Source organism: Micromonospora sp. DT227 (assembly GCF_049841835.1).
GTDB lineage: Bacteria > Actinomycetota > Actinomycetes > Mycobacteriales > Micromonosporaceae > Micromonospora.
Window position 1 is genome coordinate 340353 of the sequence record NZ_JBNCLA010000002.1, and the last position, 26831, is coordinate 367183.

The window sequence follows — 26831 nt, forward strand, 5'->3', positions numbered from 1 at the left end:
GCCCAGCGAGCTACCGAGCTGCTCCACCCCGCGTCGGCTCGTTAACCCTAGCGCACCGCCCCGACGAGGCGCAAAACGGGTGCCCGACACGACCCGGGCCCGGGTTCCGGTGACCGTCGGGGCCACCGGGCCACGGGCCCGGAGTGTCGTCGCGCGAGGTCAGCCGCTCGGCGACGGCGAGGCCGAGGCCGGTGCCGACGGCGAGGCGCTGCCCGAGGGCGCCGGGTTGCCGGATCTGTTCGCCGCCGCCTGGGCCTGCTGGAACGCGGTCATCGCCTCGTCCAGCGCCTTCAACGCCCGCCCGTACCGCTCGAAGTCACCTGACGTCTGCGCGGCCTTGACCTCGGCGATGGCGGTCTGCACCTTGCCGGCCGCGTCGGCCAGCTCGCCGGTGAGCGGCGGCGGGGTGTTGGTGCCGCCGGCCGGTGGCGGGGTGTTGCCGTCGTCGCTCGGCGGCGGGGTGCCCGAGCCGGCCCGCTTACCCTGCTCGACCAACTGTTTGATGCCGTCGCTCAGGTTGTTGGCGAGCACCACGTACGAGCCGCCGTCACCGTACGAGAGCAGCACCTTCTGCAACAGCGGGTACGCGTCCTGGCTGCTGCTCTTCACGTAGACCGGCTCGACGTAGAGCATCCCGTCGGCGAACGGCAACGACAGCAGGTTGCCGTACTGCACCTGGGCCTGGTTGGAGGAGAGCAGGTTGAGCTGCTGACGGATGTCGCCGTTGTTGGTCATCTGTTGGTGGACCTGGGTCGGCCCGGAGATCCGGGTCTGGTCCGGCAACTCCAGCACCTCCAGGCGCGGCTGCCCGTCCACGTACGAGCCGGAGACCAGCGCGGCCAGGTTCTGCCGCCCGTTCGGGGTGACCGCCGAGGTCAACTGGAACCGTGGCCCGTCCTGCCCGGGGAACTGCGTGAACAGGTAGTAGGGCGGCTGCTTCTGCCCGCTGTCCGGCGCGTCCGGCACGTTCGGCACCTGCCAGAAGTCCTGGCCGGAGTAGAAGTCGCCCGGGTCGGTCACGTGGAACTTGGTGAGCAGGTTGCGCTGCACTTTGAACAGGTCGGCCGGGTAGCGGAAGTGCTCGGCCAGCTCCGCCGGGATGTCGCCCTTGGGCAGCACGACGTCGCCGCCGAACGCCTTGTTCCACGCCTTCAGCACCGGGTCGGTGTCGTCGTACGAGTAGAGCTTGACCGTGCCGTCGTACGCGTCGACGGTCGCCTTCACCGAGTTGCGGATGTAGTTGACGTTCTCCCGGGCGAGCTGGAACGTGCCCCGGCCGGTCAGCTCGTCGGCGGTCTCCGACTGGAGGTTGACCCGCTCGGCGTACGGGTAGGTCGCCGCCGTGGTGTAGCCGTCGATGATCCACAGCACGCGGCCGTTGACCACGGCCGGGTACGGGTCACCGTCGAGCGTGAGGAACGGCGCGACCTTCTCCACCCGGTCGCGCGGGTTGCGCACGTAGAGCAGCTTCGAGTTCTCGTTGACCGCCTCGGACAGCAGGAAGTTCGACTCCTGCTCCTTGATCGCGTAGAGCAGCCGCCGGGGGAACGAGCCGATCTTGACGCCGCCCTCGCCGCTGTAGGTGTAGTACTGCTCGCCGCCGGTCTGGGTGGGCCGGTCGAACTCGACGTTGCGGTCGCCGTTCTGCCCGACGATCGCGTAGTCGTCGGGCTCCATCCGCTCGCCGTAGTAGATCCGCGGCTGCTGGGCCGGGATCTCCTCGGTCGGCGAGGAACACGCCTCCTGCGCCTTCTCGCCGAGGAAGCCGGAGACGAAGTACGGCTGCCCGCCGCAGACCACCTGGTTCGCCGGCGCGGCCACCAGGCCGTACCCGTGGGTGTAGACGGTGTGCCGGTTGATCCAGTTGCTCTGCTGGTCGGTCAGCTCGCCGTAGTTGATCTCCCGGACGCCGACCACGTAGTCGGAGGTCTTGTCCTTGACCGCGTACCTGTCGATGTCCAGCTTCGAGCCGAAGTCGTAGAAGCCACGCACCTGCTGGAGCTGCGTGTAGGTCTCGGAGACGAGCTGCGGGTCGAGCAACCGGATGTTCGACACCACCGAGGTGTCCGTGGACAGGCTGGCGGGTGGCACGAGGTTGCTGGCCGCGTACGGTGTGGTCTTCGTGCCGTCGAGGCTGAACGCGGACCGGGTCGCCTTGATGCTGCGTTCGATGTACGGCGCCTCCTTGTCCCGGGCGCTCGGCTTCACCTCGAACGTCTGCACCGCCCACGGGTAGATGCCGCCGATCGCCACCGCGGAGACGCCGAGCAGGGCCAGCGAGATGCCGGGCCAGACCAGGTTCCGCATCACCGCGTTGGAGAACACGATGATCGCGACGGCCACCAGGACGGAGATCCAGGCGAGGATCTCCTTCGCCGGGAGCAGCGCGTTCACGTCGGCGTAGCCGGCGCCGTAGAGCTTCGCGCCCTCGTTGTACTCCAGCAGCATGGCGCGCCGGTCCAGCACGTACGCGACGGCCTTGAGCAGGACGAAGACGGCGACCAGCGTGCTCAGGTGGGCGCGGGCGGAGTTGGTCATCCGGTCCCCGACGCCCTGGAGGCGGACCCCGCCGAAGACGTAGTGCACGGCCAGCGCGCCGAGCAGGGCCAGCACCACCGCGGTGAAGCCGACGCCGAGCACGTAACGCCAGAACGGGAGCTGGAACACGTAGAAGCCGACGTCGACGCCGAACTCCGGGTCCTTGACGCCGAAGTCGCCGCCGTTGCGGAACAGCAGCCACTGGGCCCACCGGGTCTGCGCGGAAAGCCCGGCGAAGAGCCCGACGACGGCGGAGACCAGCGCGATCCAGGTGCCGAGCCGGGGGCTCAGCAGCATCCGGTAGCGCTCCAGCGTGGCCTGCTCGGCCGAGTGCGGACGCATCCGGGGCCGCAGCCGGTACGCCAGCCAGAGGTTACCGGCGATGATCACCGCCATCCCCACGCCGACCACCAGGAACAGCAGCAGCCGGGTGGCGAGCACGCCGGTGAAGACCTGGGTGTACCGGACCTCGTCGAACCAGAGCCAGTCGGTCCAGGCGTTGACCCCCCACCCGAGCAGGGTGAACAACACGAACACCCCGACCAGGACCCCGATGGTGACGCGTCCGCGTCGGCTCATCCTCGGCAGGGGACTGCTACGCATGACCACTATTGGCTCCGCACGTTTGATGTGATCGGCTCCGACCAGGCACCCAAGAGTACGGGGTGTTCCTGAACACGTCGGGTCAAGGTCACGTCACGATCGCCCCCGGGCCGGTGACCGGTCCTGCTCAGCAGCGTGTCGGTTGCCCCCCGGCACGCAGCGTCTCCAGCGCCTTGAGCGCGTCGTCGAGCGTCGCCACCCTGAGCAACGGCAGATCCGGTTGCGGGTTACGGACCGCCTCGGCGCAGTTGTCCGCCGGGACCAGGAAGACCTTCGCCCCGGCGTCCTTGGCGCCGACCAGCTTCTGCGCGATGCCACCGATCGGGCCGACGCGGCCCTCGTCGTCGATGGTCCCGGTGCCGGCGACGATCTTCCCGCCGGTCAGGTCGGCCGGCTCCAGCTTGTCGATGATGCCCAGCGTGAACATCAGGCCGGCGCTCGGCCCGCCGATGTCCCCGAGGTCGATCTTCAGGGTGAACGGGTGCGGCTGCTGCTGGTCGATCTCGACTCCGATGCGCGGCCGGCCGTCCTGCTCGCGGCTGGTCACCGTGGCGGTGCCCGGCGTACCGCCCCGGGTGTAGCCGATCTTCAGCGCGGTGCCGGCCGGCTTGGCCCGGATCAGCTCGGTGAGCTTGGCCGCGCTGGTCACCGGCGCCCCGTCGACCGAGGTGAGCACGTCGTCCGCGCGGAGCACGTCCGTCGACGGCCCACCCGGCGTGACGGTCTTGACCAGCACCTTGATCGGGTAGCCCAGCTCGCGCAGGGCCGCCGTCTCGGCGCTGGTCTGCGAATTCTGGAAGTCCTCCGCGTTGCGCTTCTCGACCTCCTCCTGCGACTCCCCCGGCGGATAGACCAGCTCGCGGGGCACCACCGCCTCGTCGGAGGAGAACCAGCCGGCCAGCGCCGACCGCAGCCGGACCGTGGGCTGCACACCGACCGTGGTGAGCCGGAGCTGCCCGGCGGAGGTGGACGTCGCGCGGCCGGAAACCTGGATGATCTCCTTGCCGTTCTCACTGCCGAGCGTGTTGACGGTCGGGCCGGGGCCGAGCACCACGTACGGCAGGGGCACGCTCAGCACGCCGACGCTGAGCAGGGCGGTGAGCAGGGCACCGAGCAGGACGGTCACGCCGCGACGTCTCATGCGCCAGAGCGTACCGATCCGTCCCCCACCGTCCGGCGCGGTGACCGGCGGACTTCGCCCTCAGCGCAACGCCGACGGGCCCGACCTGCGGCGGGGCCCGCGTACCGTAGACGTCGTGCCTGATATTCCGTTCGGCTTCGCGCTCCCGGGTGGGCAACCACCAGACCCCAACGATCCCGCGCAGATGCAGCAGTTCATGTCGCAGTTGCAGCACCTGCTGTCCGCGCCGGGCAGCGGGCCGGTCAACTGGGACCTCGCCCGACAGGTCGCCGCGAGCCAGCTCGCCGCCACCGGCGACCCGGCGGTCTCGCCGTTCGAACGCAACGCGGTGGAGGATGCGCTCCGCATCGCCGACCTCTGGCTGGAGCCGGCCACCTCGTGGCCCTCCGGCATCCGTTCGTCGGTCGCCTGGAACCGCAACGAGTGGATCTTCAAGACGCTCGACGTGTGGCGCAAGCTCTGCGACCCGGTGGCCAGCCGGATGGTCGGCGCGATGGGCGACCTGGTGCCGCCGGAGGCCCGCGCCCAGCTCGGCCCGATGCAGTCGATGGTCGCCACGCTGGGCGGCGCGCTCTTCGGCGGCCAGCTCGGCCAGGCCCTCGGCTCGCTCGCCGCCGAGGTGCTCTCCGCCGGCGACATCGGCCTGCCGCTGGGCCCCGCCGGCGCCGCCGCGCTCATCCCCGCCAACATCAAGGCGTACGGCGAGGGCCTGGAACTGCCGGAGGACGAGGTACGCCTCTACGTGGCCCTGCGCGAGGCCGCCCACCAGCGCCTCTTCCAGCACGTGCCGTGGTTGCGCGGGCACGTGCTGACGGCGGTGGAGAACTACGCCGCCGGCATCCGGGTCAACCGGGAGGCGATCGAGGAGGCGATGGGCCGGGTCGACCCGACCGACCCGGAGTCGATGCAGGCGATCGCCCTGGAAGGCATCTTCACCCCCGAGGACACCCCGGCGCAGAAGGCCTCCCTGGCCCGACTGGAGACCGTCCTCGCCCTGGTCGAGGGCTGGGTGTGCCACGTGGTGGACAGCGCGGCCGGTGACCGCCTGCCCAACGTCGTACGCCTCGGCGAGGCGTTCCGCCGCCGGCGCGCCGCCGGTGGCCCCGCCGAGCAGACGTTCGCCGCCCTGGTCGGCCTCGAACTGCGACCGCGTCGGCTGCGCGAGGCGACCGTGCTCTGGGCGGCGCTGACCGAGCAGCGCGGCATCGCCGGCCGGGACGCGATCTGGGGCCACCCCGACCTGCTGCCCTCGGACGACGACTTCGCCGCCCCGGAGGCGTTCGCGGCGACCGGCAGCGACCTCGACGAGGAACTGGCCAACTTCGACTTCTCCGCGCCGGGCGCGCCCGAGGAGCCGACTCCGGGCGAGGACGACGGCAGGTCCTGACGCCACACGTCGACCGGGGTCCGCACGGACATCCGTGCGGACCCCTGCCCGTCCTGCGGGTCACCGCCGCGCTCCGGCGCGCCTCACTGCGCACCGCCCGACGCGCCTCACCGCGCACCGCCCGACGCGGCCCACCGTGCGCCGTCCGCCACGCCTCACCCGCGCACCGCCACCGCGCACCGTCGGGAGTGCGCGGCGCAGCCGTCGCGGACGGGTGACCGGACGCGTCCCGTCGACGACCTCGACCGCTGCCGGTCGAGGAAGGTACCCGGGTGCCTACGGACCTGATGGCGTAACCGACTCACCGCGGCAGCGGTCGCGGAAGTCGCTGTCGATCCGCGAGCCGGCCGGACCGCGACGCACCCTCGCCACCACGCTTGACCCGTCCACGCCCTCAAGGTGGTAAGCGCGGAGAAGGGATGCTCCGGCCGCTCAGGCACGTGCGGACGACGCCCAAGGCCCCGACCCGGCCCAGCCACCAAGCGAGGCCGGCTGGCGAGGTCCAGAGCAGGGCGGCCCGGAGCAGGCGGGCCGAGTAGGCGAGCCGAGGGGGCAAGCGGGCAGGCGGGCCGGAGCGGGCGGTCAGCTCGGGTGGCCGGAGAGCAACGCCCGGGTCGCGTCCCATCCCTCGAACGCCGGATCCAGGGCGCCGAGGTCGGCCGGGCCGCGCAGGCGTCGCCAGCCGGCGGTCACCGCCACGTCGCCGGGCCGGGGCGCGGCGGCCCGAACCTCGCCCGGCACGGCCGTGTCGAGGTCCAGCACGGGCACCCACTTCGGTACGGGCAGGCGCGCGGCCACCCCGAGCAGGCCCGGCCCGTTCCCCTCCGCCGGGGCCACGGCCAGCGGCCGGCTGGACAGCGGCCGGAGCAGCTTGCCGAGGGTGAGACCGGGCACGTCGGGCGCGTCGGCGGCGACCACGGCAGCCTGGTCGTAGCCGGTGAGCGCCGCGAAGACGGCGTTCGGGGTGGGCTCGGGCACCTCGTGCACGGAGGTGCCGGGCCAGACCACCGCGTCGGCCAGCCAGCGGTCCGCCGGAGTGACCGCCACCGCGGTCTCCACCTCGTTCAGCGTGGCCAGCAGGTCCACCACGTCCTCGGCGAGGGCGGTCCGCCACCGGGCCGGCTCGATTCCCGGCGGCACCCAGGTCACCGGGCCGAGCAACGCCACCACCACACGTCGGACCATTCGCCGACCCTAACCCCGCGCCCACCATCCCGCCCCTCGCCACCTCCGCAGGGCGGCACATCCCCACCACGCCCAACACCGCCGCGCGGCCCGCCTGGGACGCCGGGCGCTGGGGCGGGGCGGGCGGGGCGGGGGCGGACGGCGGGCAGGGCGACGGGCGACTGGGCAGGGCGGAGGGGCGGGTCAGGGGAGGCCGGCGGTGGCGGCGACGCCCTCCAGGTAGCCGCGGGCCCGTTCGGCGCGGGGATAGCGGGCGACCAGGGCCCAGAACTGGGCGTTGTGGCTGGGCACGATCAGGTGCGTCAGCTCGTGCAGCAGGACGTAGTCGATCACCCAGTCGGGCATGTCCTGGATCCGGTGGGAGATCCGGATGGTGCGGTCGGCCGGGGTGCAGGAACCCCAGCGGCCGTTCTGGTTGGTCACCCAGCGGACGCTCGCCGGCTCCGCGGCCGACCCGTGCTCCGGCAGGTAGAGGCCGATCAGGCGGGTGGCCCGGGCGAGCAGTTCGGCGTCCGAGCGGGCGAACCGGCCCTCCCGGGCGGCCAGCCGGGCCAGCATCCGGTCGACCCACTCGCTCTCCTCGGCCCGGGAGAACTGGTCGGGGATGAGCACGACGACGCGCTCCCCGTCCCGGTACGCGGACACCGTGCGTCGCCGGCGCTGGCTGCGCCGCACCTCGACGACGGGCTTCCGCGTCCCGGCCATTACCGGGCCGCGCAGCCTCGGTTGACTGTCACGAGGGAAAGCTAATGCGTACTGACCAGGGCTCCGCAAGAGTAAACAAGACGACACGCGCCCGGAAAATGGCGATTGGTTGTCAGGAGTCCTGAAAAATTTCTTTGCGACGGTAGGTAACCATCACCCGCCGGCCGTCGCTCACGTTAGGTGATCTACGACGGGCCGGTGGCGGCGGGGCCACCCGAAGGGGATCTGAGCGCATTTACCCGGCGTGTCCCCCCGAAACTCACTTATCAGACGTTACTCGACGTGCACACTCTCGTCGTCGACTTGCTCACAGAGTCGGCGTACAGCTGACATGGAACCACCCAGACCTGGGTAGGGTCCGCCAACCAGTGATCAGGAGACTGATCACGGAGAACGCCCGGCGCCGGTCCACGTGTGGCCCGTCGCAGGGATAACCCGCCGGGACACCTCCGGCGGACGAGACGAGGAGGCTACCGTGGCCGAGCAGGCCCAGACCTACAACGGTTACTGCGTCAAGTGCAAGGAGAAGCGGGACTTCGAGGGGCACGTGGAGGTCTCGAAGACCGGCATGAACATGGCCAAGGGCAAGTGCCCGGTGTGCGGCACAACAGTGAACCGCATCCTGGGCAAGGCGAAGGTCTGACCCGTTCGGGTCGTCCGGGGGAGGGGTGGCCACGGCCGCCCCTCCCCCGTCGCGTATCCGACATCACTACCGGCGAGTTGTGGAAAACCGGCGCGCTCCTGTGGACAACGCTGGCTACGGCATGGTGAGCCTGTGGAAAACGAGCGACTGAGCGCACGGACACGGTCACCATTCGTGGCGTGACGCATCCAACTCCGCTTCCCCGCCCCACGCTGCTGCCCGGCCTGACCAGGCTGTGGCGCGACCGGCGCACGCTCCAGCTGGGCATGGAGCCCGGCCCGGCGGTGCTGGTCGAGGTGTCCACCCCCGGCACCACCCACCTGCTCGACCTGCTCGACGGCACCCGTAGCGAACGTGCCGTCCTGGCCGCCGCCACCGCCGCCCGGGTGCCGGCGGGCGAGGCGCGTGCCCTGCTCGACGCGCTCCGGGACGCCGGCCTGGTCGTACCAGCGCAGACGCTGCTCCCCCGCGACCTCACCGGGCCGGTCCGGGCCCGGTTGACCGCGGAGGCGGACGCCCTGGCCCTGGCCGCGCGCGACCTGCCCGGCACGCCGGCACGGCTGCTGCGCCGCCGCCGGGCCGCCCGGGTGCTCGTGACCGGTGCGGGCCGGCTCGGCGCCGCGGTCGCCGTGGCGCTGGCCCAGGCCGGGGTGGGGCACGTCGTACCCGAGCTGTCCGGCCCGGTCCGCGCCGGTGACCTGGTCGGGACCGGCCTGACCGGCGCGGAGCTGGGTCGACCGCTGGCCGCGGCGGTGGGCGCGGCGCTGGGCCGGTGTGCGCCGGGCACGGCCACCGGGCCGCTGCGGTCCGGCCGCCCCGACCTGGTGGTGCAGCTCGGCGTCGGCCGGCCGGCCGAGGCGCTCGCCATCGGGTACGCCCACCGACGACAACCCCACCTCCTGCTCGACCTGCGCGGCGGGGTACCCGTGGTCGGGCCGCTGGTCCGCCCGCCCGCCGGTCCCTGCCTGCGCTGCCTCGACCTGCACCGCGCCGACCGCGATCCGGACTGGCCGGCGCTCGCCGCCCAGCTCGCGACCGACCGGGGCGAGCCGGGCTGCGCGGCCACCACCCGGCTCGCCGCGGTGGCGTTCGCGGCGGCCGAGGCGCTGGCCCAGCTCGACGGCGGCACCCCGGAGACGCTCGGCGCGGCGGTGGAGGTGCACCGGGCCGGTCGTCTCCGGCACCGCCGGTGGCCCCCGCACCCCTCCTGCGGCTGCTGCGGGCGTCGCCCGATCCGGTCGGCCCTACCCGCTCCCGGGCGCACGGCAGCAGCGAGCCCCTCCCGTCGGTAACAATGGCCGGGTGACCGACATCCCGCGCCGCGCCGTGTCCCGCACCGCCAAACTCGCCGCCCTGCCGCTCGGATTCGCCGGTCGAACCGTCCTCGGGATGGGCAAGCGGGTGACCGGCCTCGCGTCCGACGTCATCTCCGCCGAGATCCAGCAGCGCACCGCCGAGCAGTTGTTCAGCGTCCTCGGGCAGCTCAAGGGCGGTGCGATGAAGTTCGGTCAGGCCCTGTCGGTCTTCGAGGCGGCGCTGCCCGAGGAGGTCGCCGCGCCCTACCGGCAGGCGCTCACCAAGCTCCAGGAGGCCGCCCCGCCGCTGCCCGCGGCGACCGTGCACAAGGTGCTGGCCGAGCAGCTCGGGCCGGACTGGCGGGACCGGTTCGTCTCCTTCGACGACACCCCGGCCGCCGCGGCCAGCATCGGCCAGGTGCACCGGGCGGTCTGGCGCGACCCGGGTTACGGGCCGGACGGCGGCCCGCTGCACCGGGACGTGGCCGTGAAGATCCAGTACCCGGGCGCCGGCGAGGCCCTGCTCGCCGACCTCAAGCAGCTCTCCCGGCTGGGCGGCATGTTCCGGGCCATCCAGCCGGGCCTGGACGTCAAACCGCTCCTGGCCGAGCTGCGCGAGCGGATCACCGAGGAGCTGGACTACGAGCTGGAGGCCGAGTCGCAGCGGGCCTTCGCCGCCGCGTACGCGGACGACCCGGACATCTTCATCCCGGAGGTGCTCGACGCCGCGCCCCGGGTGCTGATCACCGAGTGGGTGGAGGGCATCCCGCTGTCCACCATCATCCGGGAGGGCACCGAGGAGCAGCGGAACGAGGCCGGGCGGCTGATGGCCGAGCTGCACCTCTCCGCGCCGGAGCGGGCCGGGCTGCTGCACGCCGACCCGCACCCGGGCAACTTCCGGTTGCTGCCCGACGGCCGCCTCGGTGTGATCGACTTCGGCGCGGTGGCCCGGATGCCGGAGGGCACGCCCGAGCCGATCGGCCGGATCGCCGCGCTGGCGCTGCGCGGGGACGCCGCCGGGGTGGTGGACGGGCTGCGCGACGAGGGCTTCGTCAGCCGGACCGAGCCGATCGACGCCCAGGGGGTGCTCGACTTCCTCCGCCCGATGCTGGAGCCGATCGCCGCCGACGAGTTCCGCTTCACCCGGGCCTGGCTGCGGGGAGAGGCGGGCCGGCTGGCCAGCCCCCGCTCCCCCGCGTACCAGCTCAGCCGGCAGCTCAACCTGCCGCCGTCGTACCTGATGATCCATCGGGTGACGCTGGGGTCGATCGGGGTGCTCTGCCAGTTGGAGGCGAAGGCGTCCTACCGGGCCATCCTGGAACGCTGGCTGCCCGGCTTCGCGGCGGTGGCCTGACGACACGGGTACGTCGAAGGGGCGGTGACCATCGGGTCACCGCCCCTTCCTCAGTTGTTCGCTCTAGAGAACGCCCAGGTCGCGTGCCGACTGGCTGCGACTCCGCATGGCGACGGTACGGGCGGAACGGGTTGCCTCAGTGCTCGTGGTGGTGCGACCGGCCTGAGGCCGGCGCATTCGAGCCCTGGACAACGCTTCGTGGAGTAGTTGCATCTCGGTTCCGTTCGGCAGGTGCAGCACTGGTTTCTCTCTCTCGTTCGGCCGGTGGAGGGACACCGGCGTCGGTCGGCTTCGGAACGTCGGTGTGTCAGGCTGCCAGCCGGACGGCGCTACGCGACTCGGACAGCCCGCTGGCCGCCAGTCGCGCCTCCGCCTCGACCCGGAGCTGGGCGTCGCGGGCGAGGTCCTCCTTACGCGGACGGCCACGGGGCCGCTTGCGCGGGACGACCGCGCCACGCTCGAAGATCTCGCCGCCCCAGACGCCCCAGGGCTCGGCCCGCTCCACCGCCCCGGCCAGGCACTCGACGCGCAGCGGGCAGTCCCCGCAGAGCGACTTGGCCAGCTCGAGCTCGGCGGGCGAGTCGGAGAACCACAGGTCGGGGTCGAACTTCCGGCAGGGCAGGTTCGCCTCCATCTCGACGCTCACGTCGAGTGGGGCCAACGCCAGACTCATCCTCCGGTCACCTCTCTCTCACTTCGATCTCGTGGATCGCATTCGGTACTTCGGCGGGGCAAAAAACTGAGGCCGCGGATCCCGGTAGCGGGTTCCGCGGCCTCGAGGTGAGCCGGTGGTCTGATGGATCAGACCGGTCTACCTCGAGGTGGAACGCCGCGGACATCGGTGCGCTTCTTGCCGCCATCGATGCCCATGCCCGTGAAGCCACTGGTCCCCTCGACTCCGCGCAACGGTGCAACGGTCAGGTTCAGCTCGGCCTGAACCTGGGCCTGGTGCACCTGCGGAGCCGACGGTCGAGCGGCAAGGGCCACCCGGACAGCCGACAGCGGAGCGCAGGCAGCTGGCATCGCCGCCGGACGCTCGTAGGTGTAAATCTCCATTGGTGCCACCTCCCTGACTTTCCTCGTGCCGACCATGGACTCATCCCCCGTGAGCAGCCAGAACGGCGCCGCTCGCGTGGTGTGTCCTGAGGCTATTCCTCGCCCTCGGGGGAGGGCAAACGATTTACGGACTGATTTCCAAAGTTTTCTGCGGGCAGAACGTCGTCCACCGTGGCGCCGGCCACCAGGGCCAGCACCGGGTCGCCGTAGAGCCCCACCTTCCGGGGCCCGATGCCGGCGATCGCGACCAGCTCCTCGGTGCGTCCCGGCTTCCGCTCCGCCAGCGCGGTGAGCGTGGCGTCGGTGAAGACCACGTAGGCCGGCACCCGCTGCGCGCCGGCCACCCGCTGCCGCCAGTCGCGCAGCCGCTCGTACAGCTCCTCGTCCAGGTCCGACGGGCAGGTGGGGCAGCGGCCCAGCTTGCGGTCCGCGCCGGCGAGCAGCGTGGCGCCGCAGATCCGGCAGGAGACCACCTGCGGTCGTCGCCGCTCGGCCCGCCGGGCCGGGCTGCCGGCGCCGGCCCGCTCACCGCCGCCCGAGCGGTCGAGCTGTGGCAGGAAGCGGGACGGCCGCCGGGCCCGGCCGCCGGGCGAGCGCGCCGCCGCGTACGACAGCCAGAGCCACTCCCGGGCCCGGGTGATGCCCACGTAGAGCAGCCGCCGCTCCTCCTCGACCTGCTCGGGCGTCTTCGCGTACGTGGTGGGCAGCGTGCCCTCGGCCAGCCCGACCAGGAACACCGCGTCCCACTCCAGGCCCTTCGCCGAGTGCAGCGAGGCCAGCGTCACGCCGTCCACGGTGGGCACGTGCTGCTGGGCGGCCCGCCGGGCCAACTCCTCGGTGAAGCCGGCCAGCGTCACCTGACGTTCGACCGTGGCGGCCTCCCCGATCGGCAGCACCTCGGGCGTGGCCGCGTACTCCTCGGCGAGCTGGAGCAGCGCGGCGAGCGCCTCCCAGCGCTCGCGGGCGGCGCCGCCGGCCGGCGGCGCGTCGGGTGCCCAGCCGACCGCGGCGAGCCCCTCCACCACGGCGGCCGGCAGCGGCGTCTCCCCGGGGATGGACCGGGTGGCGGCGCGCAGCGCGATCATCGCCTGGCGCACCTCGGGCCGCTCGAAGAACCGCTCCGCGCCCTGGAGCACGTACGGCACCTCGGCCTCGGAGAGCGCCTTCTCGTACGCCTCGGACTGCGCGTTGGTGCGGAACAGCACCGCGATCTCGCGGGCCGGGGTGCCGCCGGCCACCAGCGCCCGGCAGCGGGCCGCGACGGCGGCGGCCTCGGCCGGCTCGTCGGTGAAGATCCGCAGTTCCGGCTCGGGGCCGGGCCGGCGCTGGCCGTGCAGCTCCAGCCGCAGCCGCGCCTCGGCGCCCCGGGCCTGCGAGATCACCGCGTTGGCCAGGCCCACCACCTGCGGGGTGGAGCGGTAGTCGCGGACCAGCCGCACCACCGTCGCGCCTCGGTGGTGGCGGGGGAAGTCGACCAGGTACGACGAGGTCGCGCCGGTGAACGAGTAGATCGTCTGGCTGGCGTCGCCGACCACGGTAAGGTCGTCGCGCCCGCCGAGCCAGACGTCCAGCAGCCGCTGCTGGAGCGGGTTGACGTCCTGGTACTCGTCGACCACGAAGTGGCGGTACTGGCTGCGCACCTGCTCGGCCACGTCCGGGTGCTCCTCGATCCCCCAGACCGCGGCGCGCAGCATGTCCTCGAAGTCGATCACCCCGTTGCCGCGCTTGAGCCGCTCGTACGCGACGAACACCTCCGCCACCCGCGCCGGCTCGTACGGCGTCTCGCGTCGCGCCTTGGCCGCCGCGACCACGTATTCGTCCGGCTCGACCAGGGAGGACTTGGCCCACTCGATCTCGGCGGCGAGGTCCCGCGCGGCGGCCCGGTCGGTGCGCAGGCCCAGCTTGGCGGCGGCCAGCGTGACCACCCGCACCTTGCTGTCCAGCAGCTCCGGCATGGCCCGCCCGGCCAGCAGCCGGGGGGCGAAGTAGCGGACCTGGCGCAGCGCCGCGGCGTGGAACGTGCGCGCCTGGACACCGCCCACCCCGATCACCGTGAGACGGCTGCGCATCTCGGCCGCCGCGCGGGCGGTGAACGTGACCGCCAGCACGTGCCGGGCGGCGATGTCGCCGGACAGCGCGCGGTAGGCGATCCGCGACGTCACCGCCCGGGTCTTGCCGGTGCCGGCGCCGGCCAGGATGCAGACCGGGCCGGCCGGGGCGGTCACCGCCGACCGTTGCTCCGGATCGAGCCCGGCCAGCACCCGTTCCGCCGCTGAGTGAACCCCCACGACAGGGAATCATCCCAGCCCCGTCCGACGTTGCAGCGGTTAGCCTGGCCTGATCGGACCGGGCGCGGGCCCACTCTTGGAGGACCAGACCATGTTGACGATGTATTCCACCACGTGGTGCGGCTACTGCCACCGGCTGAAGTCGCAGCTCGACCGGGAGGGCATCGCGTACGAGGTGGTCGACATCGAGCAGAACCCGACGGCCGCGGAGTTCGTGATGGGCGTCAACGGCGGCAACCAGACCGTGCCGACGCTGCGCTTCGCCGACGGCAGCGCCCTGACCAACCCCTCGATCAACCAGGTCAAGCAGCACCTCGCCGCGCTGCCCGGCTGACCTGCCCGCACCCGCCCCGGTCGGCCGCACCCGGATTCCGGGTGCGGCCGACCGGCGCCGGTCACGGCGTCCGGCGCCGGCGGCTGGCGGCGAGCAGCTCGTCGTCGAGCGGCCGGCGGGGCGTCGGGACGCGGGCCGGGCCGGCCGTCCCCGGCGGGGTGAGGCGACGACCCCGCCAGAGGTAGAGTCCGCCGCCCGTGGTGACGGTTCCGACCAGCACGAACAGCAGCCGGTAGTCGAAGACGCCGACGAGCAGCGCGCCGGTGCCGATGGAGACCGCCTGCGGCCCGCTGACCAGCGCCCGGGACGCGGCGGTGACCCGGCCCAGCAGCGCCGGCGGGGTCCGTCGTTGGACCAGCGTGTACAACCCCACCATGGTCAGCGGCAGCGAGACGCCGGCCAGCAGCAGCGCCGCCACCCCGAGCCAGAGCCGGGGGTACGCCAGCGCCAGCGCGGCCGGGCCGAAGAACGTCACGCCGGTGGCCAGCGCGCCCAGCTCACCGAGCCGACGGACCACGGCGGCGGAGAGCAGCCCGCCGACCAGACCGCCCATCCCCTGCACCATGAACAGCACACCGACGAACGCGGCGTCGCGGTGCAGGCCCAGGTCGACGTACGCGAAGATCAGCGACTCGGTGAAGCCCATCACCAGCGAGGCGACGCCGTAGCCGACCAGGGCCCGGCGCAGCGCCGCCTCCCGGGCCAGGTGACGCAGCCCGGCGCCCAGTCCGGCCGGCCAGCGGCTCCCGGGCCCGGTCGGTGTGCTCTCCTCCGCCCGGAGCAGCCCGACCACGGCGGCGGCGACCAGGAACCCGGCCATGGCCAGGAGCACCAGCAGCCAGCCCCCGACGGCGGCGTAGATGCCGGCCCCGGCGAGCGGCCCGACCAGCCGCAGCCCCTGCCGGACGGTCTGCAGGGCCCCGTTCGCGTCGGCCAGCAGGTCGGCCGGCACCAGGTGCCGGATCAGCCCGTTGAGCACGGCGGTCAGCGTGATCGAGGAGAGGCCGTAGAGCGCCGCGACCAGGTAGATCACCCAGACGTCCCCGCGGTCCCGCACGGTGAGCAGCGGGCCGAGGAGTACGGCGGCGAGCAGGTTGGCGGCGATGAAGAAGGGCCGGCGGCGGTAGCGGTCGATCACCCAGCCGACCAGCGGGGCGAGCGCCATCGGCGCGATCACGGCGAAGATGGTGGCTCCGGCCATGCTGTCCGAGCCGGTCAGGTCCTTCACCCAGACGGCGAGCGCGAGCAGCAGGATCGACTCCGCCGCCAGGCTCGCCACCATCGCGGCGAAGAGCAGGCGGAAGTCGGGGCGGCGCAGGACGGTGCGCATCGGTTTCCCTCCGGCAGGTGCGCCCGTGGGCGCGTCGGGGCGGGCGCCGGCGAAGGCGCTCTCCACAGTCCTCTTTTTGTCTCTCGTGACACGCCCTCGCCGGACCTGCCGACACCGGTCGCGCCGTCCATACTGACCGTGGGGGGCGAATTCCATACAGTTACCGTCGCGTCTCGCGACGGTCGACGGAAAAGAGGACGCCGTGCCTCCTGCCGTACCAGGCCCGTTTCTACGCCGTCGCCGCCTCGGCATCGAGCTGCGCCGGCTCCGCGAACAGGCCGGTCTCACCGGTGACCAGGTCATCGAGGGGATCGGCTGGGCCTCCGCCTCCAAACTGTCCCGCCTGGAGAACGGCCGCAGCCGGCCCGACCCGGACGACGTGGACGCGCTGCTCACGCTCTACGGCGTCGCCGCCGGGCTGCGCGCGGAGCTGACCGGGATCGCCCACGAGGCCGGCGACATGCGCGGCTGGCTGCGCAACTTCCCGGTGATGACCCAGCAGCAGCGCGCCTTCGCCGAGCTGGAGGCGGGCTGCGCGGAGATCTCCGAGTACAACCCGGTGCTGGTGCCGGGGCTGTTGCAGACCCCCGGCTACGCCCGGCACCGGATCCGGTCCGCGGCCCGGGTGGCCGAGGAGGCGGGCGATCCGGAGTCGGAGAATCCGGAGGCCGAGGTGGGCGCCCGGCAGGCCCGCCAGTCGCTGCTGGTCCACGTGCCGCGGTACACCGCCGTGCTGGAGGAGGCCGCGCTGGACCGGCGCGCCGGCCCGCCGGACGTGCTGCGGGACCAGCTCGTCCACCTGTGCGAGCTGGCCGACATGCCGAACGTGGAGCTGCGCCTGCTGCTCCGGGACACCCGGGTCGGCGACTGGTACGTCCCGCCGACCGCGTTCTCGCTCTACCGGTTCGCCGACCCGCTCGATCCGGAGACGCTGGCCATCGAAAGTGGGTTCACCGACGTCATGTCGACCGAGGTGAACACCCTAAATCGCTATAAAGTGGTGTTCGAGTGGCTATGCAAGTCGGCACTCTCCGCATCGGACACCCTCTCCTGGCTGACCGAGGCGACCGGACGGCCGACCGGCACGGCAGTCGAGTCCACGGCGGCGTACGGGCCGGCAACGGCGCCGACCCAGCGCCGCCGTGACTCGGGGCGCCTCACGTCGGAACGGTGATCCCCGCGCCGACGTCGGCGTCGCTCGTCCCCATCGGAGCACCTCACCAGGAGCAGGACACCATGAACCAGATCCACACCAGCACGACCTCCCTCGCCGGCGCCGCCTGGCGCAAGAGCACCCGCAGCCAGACCTCGAACTGCGTGGAGGTCGCGCCGCTCGGCACCGGGCCGGCGACCATGGCGTTGCGGGACAGCAAGGACCCGAGCGGGCCGGTGCTGCTGTTCAACCGGGCCGGCTGGCTCGGCTTCATCGCCGGCGCGAAGAACGGCCAGTTCGACCTGAACTGATCCGGCGAGGGCCCGGGGGCCGTCGGCGTCACGCCGGCGGCCCCTCGCACGTCCACCCCGGACAACCGTCCTGACCTGCCCTCCCCCGAACGGTCGAGCCGCCTCGTTTCACTTGCTGGGACGACCTGCCGGCGTACGATGTCGCTTGAGTGACGTGGAAGTTCCACCGCGTATCCGTCCACTTCCGGGGGACACCATGCGGTTCCTGATCGTCCGCACCGAGATCCGTAGCGCCGGCGACGCCGACCTCGCCGCCGCCTGGGCCGGCGGGGGACGGCTGCGGGACGAGACCCGTGCGCCGGAACCACGTCGTCAGGTCGTGCACGCCGAGAACCGGGACGCCGCCCTCCTGCTCGCCCGCGCCCTGTCCGCCGTCGGGGCGGTCCGTGCCGGCCGGCACCGGGTCAAGGTGCTGCCCATCGAGGAGCCCACCCCAGGCCGCCCCTACCGATGGGTCGGCGCATGATCCGCCACTGACGTCCGTCGTGGCCGGACCGGCTCCCCCGCCGTGCTCCACGCCTCACCCGGCCACGACGGCCCGTGTTCCCGGCCCCGGACCGCCGCGGCAACGACGGTCCCGGGCCGGGACCGCGTAAGGAGGGGCCCCCGCTTAACGCCTACGGCATAGGCGGGGCCCCTTCTCAACGCACCGGCTCGGGGTTGGCGGCTCGCCGCGGCGGGGACCGCGTCCGCGCCCGGCCGCCCCGGTCAGCAGTGGCCGTCGAGCCAGCGGTGCACCAGGAACAACGCGATCGACGACGGTGGGGGCAGCAGCAGGCGGTCCCCGCCGTCCGCCCGGACCGACTCGCCGGCAAGCGCGGCGCCGATCTCCCGGCGGCTGAACCACCGCGCGTGCGCGATCTCGGTCGGGTCGACCCGGATCGGCTCGTCGGCGTCGGCCCGGGCCAGGAAGCCGAGCATCAGTGAGCCGGGGAACGGCCAGGCCTGGCTGGACACGTACGCGATCTCCCCGACCGCGACGCCGACCTCCTCGTGGACCTCGCGCAGCACGGCGGCCTCGGCCGACTCGCCGGGCTCGACGTAACCGGCCAGGCAGGAGTAGCGGCGCCGGCCCGGGGTGCTCGGCCAGGCCGCGTTGTTGCCCAGCAGACAGCGGCCCTCCGGGCCGTCCACCCCGTCGTGCACCAGCACGATCATGGCCGGGTCGGTACGCGGCCAGGTCCGGTGGCCAGCCGGGTCGACCCGGGACCAGCCGGCCTCGTCGACCTGCGTCGGCTGCCCGGTGGACGCCGAGTAGCCGTGCCGCAGGTGCCAGTTGAGCAGCGCCAACGCGGTGGTGAACAGGCCCGCGTCCCGGTCGGTCATCAGGTGGCCGACCTCACGCAGGTGCGCCCGGCGGGTGCCGGGCAGCGCGGGCAGCGTGCTGTCCACCGCGAACACCGGCACCCCGTCCGGCTCCACGCCGAGGAACATCGGCACCGAGCGGGGCACCTCGGGCAGCTCACCGGCGCCGACCAGGACCAGCTCCGGCGGGGCCGCCTCGCCCCGGACCAGTGCGCGGCCCTCGTCGGTCGAGTCCAGCACCAGCACCCGGGCCTGCTCCCACGCCTCGGCCAGCCAGGCCGGGTCGGTACGCCGGTGCGCGGCGCGGTCCACCGTGGACCGGGCCAGCGGCGGCGCCGGCTCGCCGGTCACGGGGATTCACCCTCCGTGCGCACGGGGACGAGCGCGGCGAGCGAGTCGGCCACCCGGGCCGCGTCGCCGAGCACCACGGTGACCGCCTTCGCCGGGGCGAGGTACCGGGCCGCCACCTCGGCGACGTCGTCCACGGTCGCGGCGGCCAGCCGGGCGGCGTGCTCGGCGAGGAAGTCCAGCCGCAGCCCGCTGCCGGCGTACGCGCTGGTCAGCGACGCGAGGCCGGCCTGGGTGGACATGCCGAGCTGGAGCGTGCCGAGCGCGTACTGGCGGGCCTGCTCCAGCTCGTCCGGCTTCGGCGGCACGGTGGCCAGCCGGCCCAGCTCGTAGCTGGTCTCCAGCAGCGCGGGCGCGGTCACCTCGGTGGCCACCTCGGCGCCGGCGACCAGCACCGACCCGGCCACCGAGTGCTCGACCACGGAGTGCGGCCCGTACGTGTAGCCCTTGTCCTCCCGGATGTTCTCCACCCAGCGCGACGAGAAGTAGCCGCCGAAGAGCAGGTTGGCCAACTGCAACGCGGCGTGGTCGGGGTGGGTGCGGGGCACCGCCGGCAGCGCGAGGCGCAGCGAGGACTGCACCGAGCCGGGCCGGTCGACGAGCAGCAGCGGGCCGGGCTCCAGCGGCGGCGCGGGCGGCAGCTCGGCGACGTGACCGTCGCCCCGCCAGCCGGCGAGCGCCGCCTCGGCCGCGTCCAGCGCCCGCGCCGGCTGCACGTCGCCGACCAGCACCAGCACCGCCCCGGCCGGGTGCACCCGCTCGGCGTGCAGTCGACGCAGCGCGGCCGGGCGGACCGCCCGGACCTGGTCGGGCTCGGGCGTCTGCGTCGCGTACGGGTGGCGGCCGTAGACGCGGGTGAGCAGCGCGGTCCGGGCCAGGTGGGACGGCTGGCTCTGGGCGACCTGGATCCGGTCGACGAGACGGTCCCGCTCGGTGGCCACCCAGTCGGCCGGGTAGCTGGCGCCGGTGAGCACCTCGGCGAGCAGCTCCAGCATCCGGTCCAGCCCGGTCACCAGGCCGGCGCCGGAGAGCATCAGCCGGTCCGGGTCGACGCCGGCGGAGAGGCCGCCGCCGACCTTCTGGAGCTCGGCGGCGATCTCGGTGGCGCTGTGCGCCTCGGTGCCGGCCAGCACGGTCTGCGCCAGCATCGCGCCACGGGCCAGGTGGGCCCGCCCGAACGGCATCCACAGCCGCAGCTCGACCAGGGGTACGGCGGGCCGGCGTACCGCGATCACGGTGAGGCCGTTGCCGAGCGTGCGTTCCGCCTGCTTCGGCACGGTGAGCCGCCGGTTCGGGCCGAGCGCCGGCAGCTGACGGACGGTGGTGGTGGTCATTTGGCACCTCCGGCCACGACCTCGACGGATGCGCGACGCTCGGGCCGCAGCGTGGCGGCGGCGGCGCGGACCTGCTCCTCGGTGACCGCGCCGACCAGTCGGGGCAGTTCGTTGAGCAGCCCCGGTTCGCCGCGTTGCTGCTCCAGCACGGCCATCCGCAGCGCGCGGCCGAGCACCGCGTCGGTTTCGCGCAGCAGGTGGGTGGCCATCCGGGCCTGGGTACGCGCCAGCTCCCCGTCGGTCAGCCCGTCGGTGGCCAGCCGGTCCAGCTCCTCGTCGATCGTGCGCAGCACCTTGTCCACGTCGCCACCGGGCGGCAGGTGGGCCTCGAGCAGCAGCGCGGTGGGGTCGCGCACGTCGAACGGGTCGCCCATGAAGCTGAGGTAGCCGCCCAGGCCGGTGACCGTGCGGTCGCGCTGCACCAGCCGCTCGACCAGCCGGGACGCGTCGCCGTCGGTGAGCACCTCGGCGAGCACCACGAAGGGCAGGTAGCCGGCGAAGTCGGTGATCGGGTCGGGCACCCGCCAGGCGCTCGCCACCGCCGGCAGCGGGGCCAGCGCGTCGGTGTACGTGCTGCGCCGCTCGGTGGTCAGGTCCGGCTCGGCGAAGTCGGGCCGCTCCGGCGCGGGGCGGGCCGGCACGTCGCCGAAGTGCCGCTCGATCAGCGCGGTCGCCTCGGCCACGTCGATGTCGCCGCTGACCGCCAGCACCGCGTTGCCGCTGGCGTAGTAGTGCCGGAAGAAGTCGGCGGCGTCGGCCACCGTCGCGGACTCCAGGTCGTCGAAGGAGCCGTAGCCGTCGTGCGCGTTCGGGAACGTGTCGAACATCACCGGCGGCAGCGTCAGCCAGGGGAACCCGCCGTACGGCCGGTTGAGCACGTTGACCCGGATCTCCTCCTTGACCACGTCGACCTGGTTGCGCAGGTTCTCCTCGGTGAGCCGGGGGCCGCGCATGCGGTCCGCCTCCAGGAAGAGCGCCCGCTCCAGCGCGTTGCTCGGCAGCGTCTCGAAGTAGTCGGTGTAGTCGAAGTGGGTGGAGCCGTTGAACGTGCCGCCGGCGCCCTGCACGTGCCGGAAGTGCGCGAGTTTCTCCAGGTTCTCCGAGCCCTGGAACATGAGGTGCTCGAAGAGGTGGGCGAAGCCGGTGCGCCCCTGCGGCTCGGAGCGGATGCCGACGTCGTAGACCACCGCCACCCCGATCACCGGGGCGCTGCGGTCCGGGGTGAGCACCACCCGCAGGCCGTTGTCGAGGGCGAACCGCTCGACCGGGTATTTCGTCGCTGGGATCTTCGCTCTCCTGGTCGGCACGAGATCGACACTAGCGCCTCCGTACCGGCCACACCGGCGGTGTGCCGTGGCCGAACGGTGGACAGATGCGGGACGGGTCTTGACGCCGCCCGGCACCCTGCCCCAGTCTTCCTACCAACTAAATAGGAATACTGCGGATTGGACTTTCGATGAGACGGCTCCCCCTGCGCCGCCTGGTCACGCTGGCCACCCTGGCCGTGGTCGGCGCGGCCACGCTCGGCACCACCGCCGCCTGCGGCGACGACAGCGACGCCGCCGGTGACTCCGGCCCGGTGACGCTACGCCTGGGCTACTTCCCCAACCTCACCCACGCGCCCGCCGTGGTGGGCGTGGAGAAGGGGATCTTCAAGGAGAAGCTCGGCGGCGACGTGACGCTGGAGACGAAGACGTTCAACGCCGGCCCGGCGGCCATCGAGGCGGTCTTCTCCGGCGCGCTGGACGCCACGTACATCGGTCCGAACCCGACCGTGAACGCCTTCTCCAAGTCCAAGGGCGAGGCGGTCCGGGTGGTCTCCGGCGCCGCGTCCGGTGGCGTCGCGCTGGTGGTCAAGCCCGGCATCACCTCGGTGGAGCAGCTCCGCGGCAAGAAGATCGCCACGCCGCAGCTCGGCAACACCCAGGACGTCGCGCTGCGCTACTGGCTCAAGGAGAAGGGCCTGGCGACCACCAAGGAGGGCGGCGGCGACGTCAAGATCGTCCCCCAGGAGAACGCGCAGACCGTCGAGACGTTCGGCAGCGGGGCCATCGACGGGGCCTGGGTGCCGGAGCCGTTCGTGTCCCGGCTGGTCAACGCCGGCGGCAAGGTGCTCGTCGACGAGCGCGACCTCTGGCCGGACAAGAAGTTCGTCATCACCAACCTGCTGGTCAGCACCAAGTTCCTCAAGGCACACCCGGACGTGGTGAAGAAGCTGGTCGAGGGTCAGGTCGCGGCGAACGAGTTCGTCAACACCAAGCCGGACGAGGCGCAGCAGGCCGTCTCCGAGCACATCGGCAAGATCACCGGTAAGCCGCTGGACATCAAGCTGATCAAGCAGGCCTGGCCGACGTTGGAGTTCACCAACGACCCGATCGCGGCCTCGCTGAAGGCCGGCCTGGACCACGCCGTCGCGGTCGGGCTGACCCAGCCGGTCGACCTGAACGGCCTCTACGACCTGAAGTACCTCAACGAGGTGCTGAAGGCCGAGGGCAAGCCCGAGGTCACCCAGCCGTGACGTCGACCACGACGACCCCGCGCAGCGCGACCGGCTCGGTCGCGCTGCGCGGCGTGACCAAGGTGTACGGCCAGGGCGAGCAGGCCGTCCTGGCGCTGGACGGGGTGTCGCTGGACGTCGCCCCGGGCGAGTTCGTCTGCCTGGTCGGCGCGTCCGGCTGCGGCAAGAGCACGCTGCTGAACCTGGTCGCCGGCCTGGACCGGGTCAGCGGCGGCGCGATCGAGCTGGGCGAGGGCGTCAACCCGGGCCTGATGTTCCAGGAGCCGGCGCTGTTCCCGTGGTCGACCGTCGAGGGCAACGTCGAGGTGCCGCTGAAGCTGCGCGGGCTCCCCCGCGACCAGCGTCGGGAGCGGGTGGCCGAGCTGCTGCGCACGGTCCACCTGTCCGACTTCGGCCGTAAGCGCCCGCACCAGCTCTCCGGCGGCATGCGGCAGCGGGTCGCGTTGGCCCGCACGCTCGCGCTGGACACCCCGGTGCTGCTGATGGACGAGCCGTTCGGCGCGCTCGACGCGATGACGCGGGACATCCTGCACGACGAGCTGGAGCGGATCTGGGGCGAGCGCAAGCTCACCGTCCTGTTCGTCACGCACAACGTGCGCGAGGCGGCCCGGCTCGCCGACCGGATCGTGCTGCTCTCCAGCCGGCCCGGCCGGATCATCTACTCCACCCGGGTCGACGTGCCGCGACCCCGGCGGATCGACTCGCCGGAGGTCTCGGCCATCGCCGCCGAGGTCACCGACCGGCTGCGCAAGGAGGTGGGCCGGCATGGCCAGTGACACCCTCACCGGGTCGGCGCGTACCGACGCGGAGATCTCCGGTCTCGACGCGCTGGAGATCGCCGGCCGGGAGAAGGGACCGTCCCGGCTGCGCCGGCTCTGGTCCGCCACCTGGCCCAAGTTCGCCGCGCTCGCGATGGCCATCGCCCTCTGGCAGGCCGTGGTCTGGAGCGGGTGGAAGGAGCCCTGGGCGCTGCCCGGCCCGATGGTGGTCTTCGGCGACCTCGGCGACTACCTGGTCAGCTCCGCGCTCTGGGAGGGCCTGGCCACCACCGCCCGCCGGGCGGCGGTCGGGTTCGCCGCCGCGGTCGCGGTGGGTCTGCTGCTCGGCCTGGGCGTGGCCCGGGTCAAGGTGCTCCGCGCCGCGCTCGGCTCGATGATCACCGCGTTGCAGACCATGCCGTCGATCGCCTGGTTCCCGCTGGCCATCCTGCTGTTCCAGCTCAGCGAGCAGGCCATCTTCTTCGTGGTGGTGCTCGGCGCCGCGCCGTCGGTCGCCAACGGCGTCATCCACGGCGTGGACTACGTGCCGCCGCTGCTGGTCCGCGCCGGCCGCAACCTCGGCGCCCGCGGGCTCAACCTCTACCGGTACGTGATCGCCCCGGCCGCGCTGCCCGCCATCGTGGCCGGGCTCAAGCAGGGCTGGGCGTTCGCCTGGCGCAGTCTGATGGCCGGTGAGCTGCTTGTGGTCATCGCCACCCGCACCTCGATCGGCGCGCAGCTCACCTACGCCCGCGAGCTGAGCGAGGCGCCCCGGCTGATGGCCATCATGATCGTGATCCTGGTGGTCGGCCTGCTGGTGGACACCGCGTTCGGCGCGGCCGACAAGGCGATCCGCCGCCGCTGGGGCGTGCTGGACCAGGCCGGCAACTGACCTCGTGTACATCTCCGCGCGCGCCGACTACGCGCTCCGGGCCATGCTCGCCGTCGCCGACGCCGGATCCACCGGCGACGGGGACCCCGGCGGCGAGCTGGTCAAGGCCGCGAGCCTGGCCGAACGCCAGGACATCCCGCTCAGTTTCCTCCAGGGCATCCTGCTCGACCTGCGGCGGGCCGGACTGCTGCACAGCCACCGCGGCAACGAGGGCGGGTACGCGCTGAGCAGGCCCCCGGCCGAGATCAGCGTCGGGGACGTGTTGCGTGCGGTCGGCGGCGCGCTCACCAGCGTCCGGGGCATGCCCGCGGACCGGACCGGCTACCACGGGGTGGCCACCGGGCTGCGGGACGTCTGGCTGGCGGTGGACGGCGCGATCGCGCTGGTGGTGGACCGCACCACGCTGGCCGACCTGCTGGCGGACCGCGCCCCGGCGCCCTGAGTCCGCCGGTCGGTGGCCCGTACCCAGGCGCACGAAGGCCGGGGCGGGGCGCCCGAGGCCGGGCGGGGCCCGGTGCCGGGGCCCCGCCCGGCTGCTCGCGCCCCGGGCGGTGACGGCGGCTGGTGCCGAGGGGCCGACAGAACCGATCGGTGGGGGGCCCGCCGAGAAGGCATCCCCCTGGAGCAATATGACCGAGCGGCATATTTATGCCGCTGAGGTATATCCGTTTCTGCCGCACATCCACCACCGGACGTCGCCCTGCGTGACCCCCGTCAGGCCCGGCTGACCGTACGGATCAGCCGGGGTTGAAGGTGCGGGCCGCGCCACGGTCCGGCGGACCGCCCGCCGCCGGATGCCAGGGGCCGAACGCGGCCACCACGGCGAGCGCCAGGCCGGCGCCCGCCACCGCGAGCACCAGCAGCACCTCCCGGGTCCCGTCACCCGGGCCGGTGTCACCCGCCATGGTCGCCCCTCCCGTGTCCGGCCGGCCCTCCGACCGGCCCACGGGACCCAGCATCGTCGCCCCGACGACAGCGGACAGTCGGCCACCCGACTGAACATTCGCTGATCCCCGACTCAGCGAGGCGCCGCATGACGGCCGGTCAGCGGCCTCGCACGGAACGTCCGGTCAGCGGCGGCGCGGGCGACGGCGGGGACGGGTCCCCGGGGCGGGGTGCGCGGCGACCGGCGGCGGGACGGCGATGGTCACCGGCGTGCCGGAGGGCTCGCGCGCCCCGGTCAGCCGGCCCAGCTCCGCGTCGCCGGCGCGTACCCGGGTGGTCTGCGCCTTGATCCCGGCGGTGGTCATCAGCCGGGCGACGTCCCGACGCTGCTCCGGCAGGACGAGCGTGACCACGGTGCCGGACTCCCCGGCCCGGGCGGTCCGGCCGCCCCGGTGCAGGTAGTCCTTCGCCTCCGTGGGCGGATCGGCGTTGACCACCAGGTCCAGCCCGTCGACGTGGATGCCGCGGGCCGCCACGTCGGTGGCCACCAGCGCGGTGACCTGGCCGGTGCGGAACTGCTCCAGGATCCGGGTGCGCTGCGGCTGCGACTTGCCGCCGTGCAGCGCGGCGGCGCGAACGCCCTTGGCGAGCAGTTGGCGGGCCACCCGGTCGGCGCGGTGCTTGGTGGCGATGAAGACGATGGTGCGGCCCTCCCGCGCGGCGATGTGGGCCAGCGCGGCCGGCTTGTCCTCCGCCTCCAGGTGCAGCACGTGGTGCGTCATCGCGGTGACCGTGGCGGTGCCCGGGTCCACGGAGTGCGTGACCGGCTCGGAGAGGAACCGGCGGACCAGCCGGTCCACGCCGCGGTCCAGGGTGGCCGAGAAGAGCATCCGCTGCCCGCCCGGGGCGACCTGCTCCAGCAGCTTCGTCACCTGCGGCAGGAAGCCCATGTCGGCCATCTGGTCCGCCTCGTCGAGCACGGTGATCTCGACCTGGTCCAGCCGGGCGGACCCGCGGTCGATCAGGTCGTGCAGCCGGCCCGGCGTGGCCACCAGCACCTCGGCCCCGGCCCGCAGCGCGTCCGCCTGGCGGGTGAGGGAGAGCCCACCGACCACGGTCGCGCAACGCAGCCCGAGCACGCCGGCGTACGGGGTGAGCGCGGCGGTCACCTGTGCGGCCAGTTCCCGGGTGGGCACCAGCACCAGCGCGAGCGGGCGGCCGGGACGCGCCCGGCGGCCGGCCAACCGGTGCAGCAGCGGCAACCCGAACGCGAGTGTCTTGCCGGAGCCGGTCCGCCCGCGGCCGAGCACGTCCCGGCCGGCGAGCGAGTCGGGCAGGGTCGCCGACTGGATCGGGAACGGCGCGGTGATGCCCTGCGCGGTCAACTCGGCGACGAGCGCCGGCGCCAGACCGGTGGCGGCGAAAGTGGGCATGGTCGTGGTCATGCGGAAAGCCTTCCTCGAGGCGG

The 26831-nt window shown here is 73.2% G+C and carries 24 protein-coding genes and 1 pseudogene; 12 read left to right on the forward strand and 13 right to left on the reverse strand.

Annotated features, from left to right (window positions below; genetic code table 11):
* Window positions 1–159: 159 nt before the first annotated feature.
* Window positions 160–3141, reverse strand: coding sequence for a UPF0182 family protein (locus tag ACLQ2W_RS10545; protein WP_425786244.1), 2982 nt, complete (start codon window positions 3139–3141; stop codon window positions 160–162).
* Between the two features lie 127 nt (window positions 3142–3268).
* Window positions 3269–4282 carry a YlbL family protein gene (locus ACLQ2W_RS10550; RefSeq protein WP_405091086.1) on the reverse strand — a complete coding sequence of 338 codons (1014 nt, stop codon included), beginning with the start codon at window positions 4280–4282 and terminating at the stop codon, window positions 3269–3271.
* Window positions 4283–4466: 184 nt separating this feature from the next.
* On the opposite strand from ACLQ2W_RS10550, the gene ACLQ2W_RS10555 reads away from it, so the two are divergent.
* A complete protein-coding gene (locus ACLQ2W_RS10555) occupies window positions 4467–5669 on the forward strand; it encodes a zinc-dependent metalloprotease (RefSeq protein WP_405094327.1) in 1203 nt (400 codons plus the stop codon).
* A 582-nt stretch (window positions 5670–6251) separates the two neighbouring features.
* Here the strand turns inward: ACLQ2W_RS10555 and ACLQ2W_RS10560 are convergent.
* Entirely contained in the window at window positions 6252–6854 is a 603-nt protein-coding gene (locus tag ACLQ2W_RS10560) for a hypothetical protein (protein WP_425786245.1), read from the reverse strand.
* 183 nt (window positions 6855–7037) lie between these two features.
* Window positions 7038–7559 carry a M48 metallopeptidase family protein gene (locus ACLQ2W_RS10565; RefSeq protein WP_107162024.1) on the reverse strand — a complete coding sequence of 174 codons (522 nt, stop codon included), beginning with the start codon at window positions 7557–7559 and terminating at the stop codon, window positions 7038–7040.
* A 475-nt stretch (window positions 7560–8034) separates the two neighbouring features.
* On the opposite strand from ACLQ2W_RS10565, the gene ACLQ2W_RS10570 reads away from it, so the two are divergent.
* From ACLQ2W_RS10570 to ACLQ2W_RS10580, 3 genes are all read left to right on the forward strand, one after another.
* Complete coding sequence (locus ACLQ2W_RS10570; RefSeq protein ID WP_396856698.1) at window positions 8035–8202, forward strand: DUF5679 domain-containing protein; 168 nt, start codon at window positions 8035–8037, stop codon at window positions 8200–8202.
* A gap of 179 nt (window positions 8203–8381) precedes the next feature.
* Window positions 8382–9494: a TOMM precursor leader peptide-binding protein gene (locus ACLQ2W_RS10575; RefSeq protein WP_425786246.1), complete on the forward strand. Its 1113-nt coding sequence runs from the start codon at window positions 8382–8384 to the stop codon at window positions 9492–9494.
* A 10-nt stretch (window positions 9495–9504) separates the two neighbouring features.
* On the forward strand, window positions 9505–10851 hold the full coding sequence (locus tag ACLQ2W_RS10580; protein ID WP_107162028.1) for an ABC1 kinase family protein: 1347 nt from the start codon (window positions 9505–9507) through the stop codon (window positions 10849–10851).
* Between the two features lie 307 nt (window positions 10852–11158).
* On the opposite strand, the gene ACLQ2W_RS10585 is transcribed toward ACLQ2W_RS10580, so the two are convergent.
* From ACLQ2W_RS10585 to ACLQ2W_RS10595, 3 genes and pseudogenes are all read right to left on the reverse strand, one after another.
* Window positions 11159–11524, reverse strand: coding sequence for a WhiB family transcriptional regulator (locus ACLQ2W_RS10585; protein ID WP_396856701.1), 366 nt, complete (start codon window positions 11522–11524; stop codon window positions 11159–11161).
* 128 nt (window positions 11525–11652) lie between these two features.
* The gene (locus tag ACLQ2W_RS10590; RefSeq protein WP_107162032.1) at window positions 11653–11907 is read right to left on the reverse strand and encodes a hypothetical protein; all 255 of its coding nucleotides are present in this window, start codon (window positions 11905–11907) and stop codon (window positions 11653–11655) included.
* A 124-nt stretch (window positions 11908–12031) separates the two neighbouring features.
* A pseudogene (locus ACLQ2W_RS10595) lies at window positions 12032–14195 on the reverse strand (ATP-dependent DNA helicase UvrD2).
* Window positions 14196–14286: 91 nt separating this feature from the next.
* Between ACLQ2W_RS10595 and ACLQ2W_RS10600 the strand changes: the two are divergent.
* Window positions 14287–14529, forward strand: a complete 243-nt coding sequence (locus ACLQ2W_RS10600; protein ID WP_281937819.1) for a mycoredoxin — start codon at window positions 14287–14289, stop codon at window positions 14527–14529.
* 61 nt (window positions 14530–14590) lie between these two features.
* Here the strand turns inward: ACLQ2W_RS10600 and ACLQ2W_RS10605 are convergent, their stop codons facing one another.
* Window positions 14591–15859 (reverse strand): MFS transporter, encoded by a 1269-nt coding sequence (locus tag ACLQ2W_RS10605; RefSeq protein ID WP_425786247.1) that lies wholly within the window; start codon window positions 15857–15859, stop codon window positions 14591–14593.
* 202 nt (window positions 15860–16061) lie between these two features.
* Between ACLQ2W_RS10605 and ACLQ2W_RS10610 the strand changes: the two genes are divergently transcribed.
* The 3 genes from ACLQ2W_RS10610 (at window position 16062) to ACLQ2W_RS10620 (ending at window position 17789) form a co-directional block, all read left to right on the forward strand.
* A complete protein-coding gene (locus tag ACLQ2W_RS10610) occupies window positions 16062–17033 on the forward strand; it encodes a helix-turn-helix domain-containing protein (RefSeq protein ID WP_425786248.1) in 972 nt (323 codons plus the stop codon).
* Between the two features lie 62 nt (window positions 17034–17095).
* Window positions 17096–17323 carry a DUF397 domain-containing protein gene (locus ACLQ2W_RS10615; protein ID WP_107162043.1) on the forward strand — a complete coding sequence of 76 codons (228 nt, stop codon included), beginning with the start codon at window positions 17096–17098 and terminating at the stop codon, window positions 17321–17323.
* Between the two features lie 196 nt (window positions 17324–17519).
* Window positions 17520–17789, forward strand: coding sequence for a hypothetical protein (locus ACLQ2W_RS10620; protein ID WP_425786249.1), 270 nt, complete (start codon window positions 17520–17522; stop codon window positions 17787–17789).
* A 242-nt stretch (window positions 17790–18031) separates the two neighbouring features.
* On the opposite strand, the gene nudC is transcribed toward ACLQ2W_RS10620, so the two are convergent.
* The 3 genes from nudC to ACLQ2W_RS10635 are packed head-to-tail and all read right to left on the reverse strand — an operon-like array spanning window position 18032 to window position 21617.
* The gene (gene nudC / locus ACLQ2W_RS10625; RefSeq protein ID WP_425786250.1) at window positions 18032–18979 is read right to left on the reverse strand and encodes an NAD(+) diphosphatase; all 948 of its coding nucleotides are present in this window, start codon (window positions 18977–18979) and stop codon (window positions 18032–18034) included.
* A complete protein-coding gene (locus ACLQ2W_RS10630) occupies window positions 18976–20310 on the reverse strand; it encodes a M16 family metallopeptidase (protein ID WP_425786251.1) in 1335 nt (444 codons plus the stop codon). The genes nudC and ACLQ2W_RS10630 overlap by 4 nt, the downstream gene beginning before the upstream one ends.
* Window positions 20307–21617, reverse strand: a complete 1311-nt coding sequence (locus ACLQ2W_RS10635; RefSeq protein ID WP_405091095.1) for a M16 family metallopeptidase — start codon at window positions 21615–21617, stop codon at window positions 20307–20309. Before ACLQ2W_RS10635 ends, ACLQ2W_RS10630 begins: the two co-directional genes overlap by 4 nt.
* A gap of 149 nt (window positions 21618–21766) precedes the next feature.
* On the opposite strand from ACLQ2W_RS10635, the gene ACLQ2W_RS10640 reads away from it, so the two are divergent.
* From ACLQ2W_RS10640 to ACLQ2W_RS10655, 4 genes are read left to right on the forward strand one after another with little or no spacing between them, the layout of a single operon-like run.
* Entirely contained in the window at window positions 21767–22828 is a 1062-nt protein-coding gene (locus tag ACLQ2W_RS10640) for an ABC transporter substrate-binding protein (protein WP_425786252.1), read from the forward strand.
* The gene (locus ACLQ2W_RS10645) at window positions 22825–23604 is read left to right on the forward strand and encodes an ABC transporter ATP-binding protein (protein ID WP_107162056.1); all 780 of its coding nucleotides are present in this window, start codon (window positions 22825–22827) and stop codon (window positions 23602–23604) included. Before ACLQ2W_RS10640 ends, ACLQ2W_RS10645 begins: the two co-directional genes overlap by 4 nt.
* Window positions 23594–24478 (forward strand): ABC transporter permease, encoded by an 885-nt coding sequence (locus ACLQ2W_RS10650; protein WP_107162058.1) that lies wholly within the window; start codon window positions 23594–23596, stop codon window positions 24476–24478. Before ACLQ2W_RS10645 ends, ACLQ2W_RS10650 begins: the two co-directional genes overlap by 11 nt.
* A 4-nt stretch (window positions 24479–24482) precedes the next feature.
* Window positions 24483–24920, forward strand: a complete 438-nt coding sequence (locus tag ACLQ2W_RS10655) for an RrF2 family transcriptional regulator (RefSeq protein WP_425786253.1) — start codon at window positions 24483–24485, stop codon at window positions 24918–24920.
* A gap of 295 nt (window positions 24921–25215) precedes the next feature.
* On the opposite strand, the gene ACLQ2W_RS10660 is transcribed toward ACLQ2W_RS10655, so the two are convergent.
* Window positions 25216–25383 (reverse strand): hypothetical protein, encoded by a 168-nt coding sequence (locus ACLQ2W_RS10660; RefSeq protein WP_405091098.1) that lies wholly within the window; start codon window positions 25381–25383, stop codon window positions 25216–25218.
* A 165-nt stretch (window positions 25384–25548) separates the two neighbouring features.
* Window positions 25549–26808 carry a DEAD/DEAH box helicase gene (locus ACLQ2W_RS10665; protein ID WP_425786254.1) on the reverse strand — a complete coding sequence of 420 codons (1260 nt, stop codon included), beginning with the start codon at window positions 26806–26808 and terminating at the stop codon, window positions 25549–25551.
* Window positions 26809–26831: the final 23 nt, after the last annotated feature.

Coding starts and splice junctions, on each gene's coding strand:
- ACLQ2W_RS10615 (WP_107162043.1), top strand. CDS start 17,096: ATGAACCAGATCCACACCAGCACGACCTCCCTCGCCGGCGCCGCCTGG.
- ACLQ2W_RS10555 (WP_405094327.1), top strand. CDS start 4,467: ATGCAGCAGTTCATGTCGCAGTTGCAGCACCTGCTGTCCGCGCCGGGC.
- ACLQ2W_RS10550 (WP_405091086.1), bottom strand. CDS start 4,282: ATGAGACGTCGCGGCGTGACCGTCCTGCTCGGTGCCCTGCTCACCGCC.
- ACLQ2W_RS10660 (WP_405091098.1), bottom strand. CDS start 25,383: ATGGCGGGTGACACCGGCCCGGGTGACGGGACCCGGGAGGTGCTGCTG.
- ACLQ2W_RS10665 (WP_425786254.1), bottom strand. CDS start 26,808: ATGACCACGACCATGCCCACTTTCGCCGCCACCGGTCTGGCGCCGGCG.
- ACLQ2W_RS10565 (WP_107162024.1), bottom strand. CDS start 7,559: ATGGCCGGGACGCGGAAGCCCGTCGTCGAGGTGCGGCGCAGCCAGCGC.
- ACLQ2W_RS10620 (WP_425786249.1), top strand. CDS start 17,520: ATGCGGTTCCTGATCGTCCGCACCGAGATCCGTAGCGCCGGCGACGCC.
- ACLQ2W_RS10585 (WP_396856701.1), bottom strand. CDS start 11,524: ATGAGTCTGGCGTTGGCCCCACTCGACGTGAGCGTCGAGATGGAGGCG.
- ACLQ2W_RS10605 (WP_425786247.1), bottom strand. CDS start 15,859: ATGCGCACCGTCCTGCGCCGCCCCGACTTCCGCCTGCTCTTCGCCGCG.
- ACLQ2W_RS10640 (WP_425786252.1), top strand. CDS start 21,767: ATGAGACGGCTCCCCCTGCGCCGCCTGGTCACGCTGGCCACCCTGGCC.
- ACLQ2W_RS10590 (WP_107162032.1), bottom strand. CDS start 11,907: ATGGAGATTTACACCTACGAGCGTCCGGCGGCGATGCCAGCTGCCTGC.
- ACLQ2W_RS10560 (WP_425786245.1), bottom strand. CDS start 6,854: ATGGTCCGACGTGTGGTGGTGGCGTTGCTCGGCCCGGTGACCTGGGTG.
- ACLQ2W_RS10630 (WP_425786251.1), bottom strand. CDS start 20,310: ATGACCACCACCACCGTCCGTCAGCTGCCGGCGCTCGGCCCGAACCGG.
- ACLQ2W_RS10600 (WP_281937819.1), top strand. CDS start 14,287: ATGTTGACGATGTATTCCACCACGTGGTGCGGCTACTGCCACCGGCTG.
- ACLQ2W_RS10545 (WP_425786244.1), bottom strand. CDS start 3,141: ATGCGTAGCAGTCCCCTGCCGAGGATGAGCCGACGCGGACGCGTCACC.
- ACLQ2W_RS10650 (WP_107162058.1), top strand. CDS start 23,594: ATGGCCAGTGACACCCTCACCGGGTCGGCGCGTACCGACGCGGAGATC.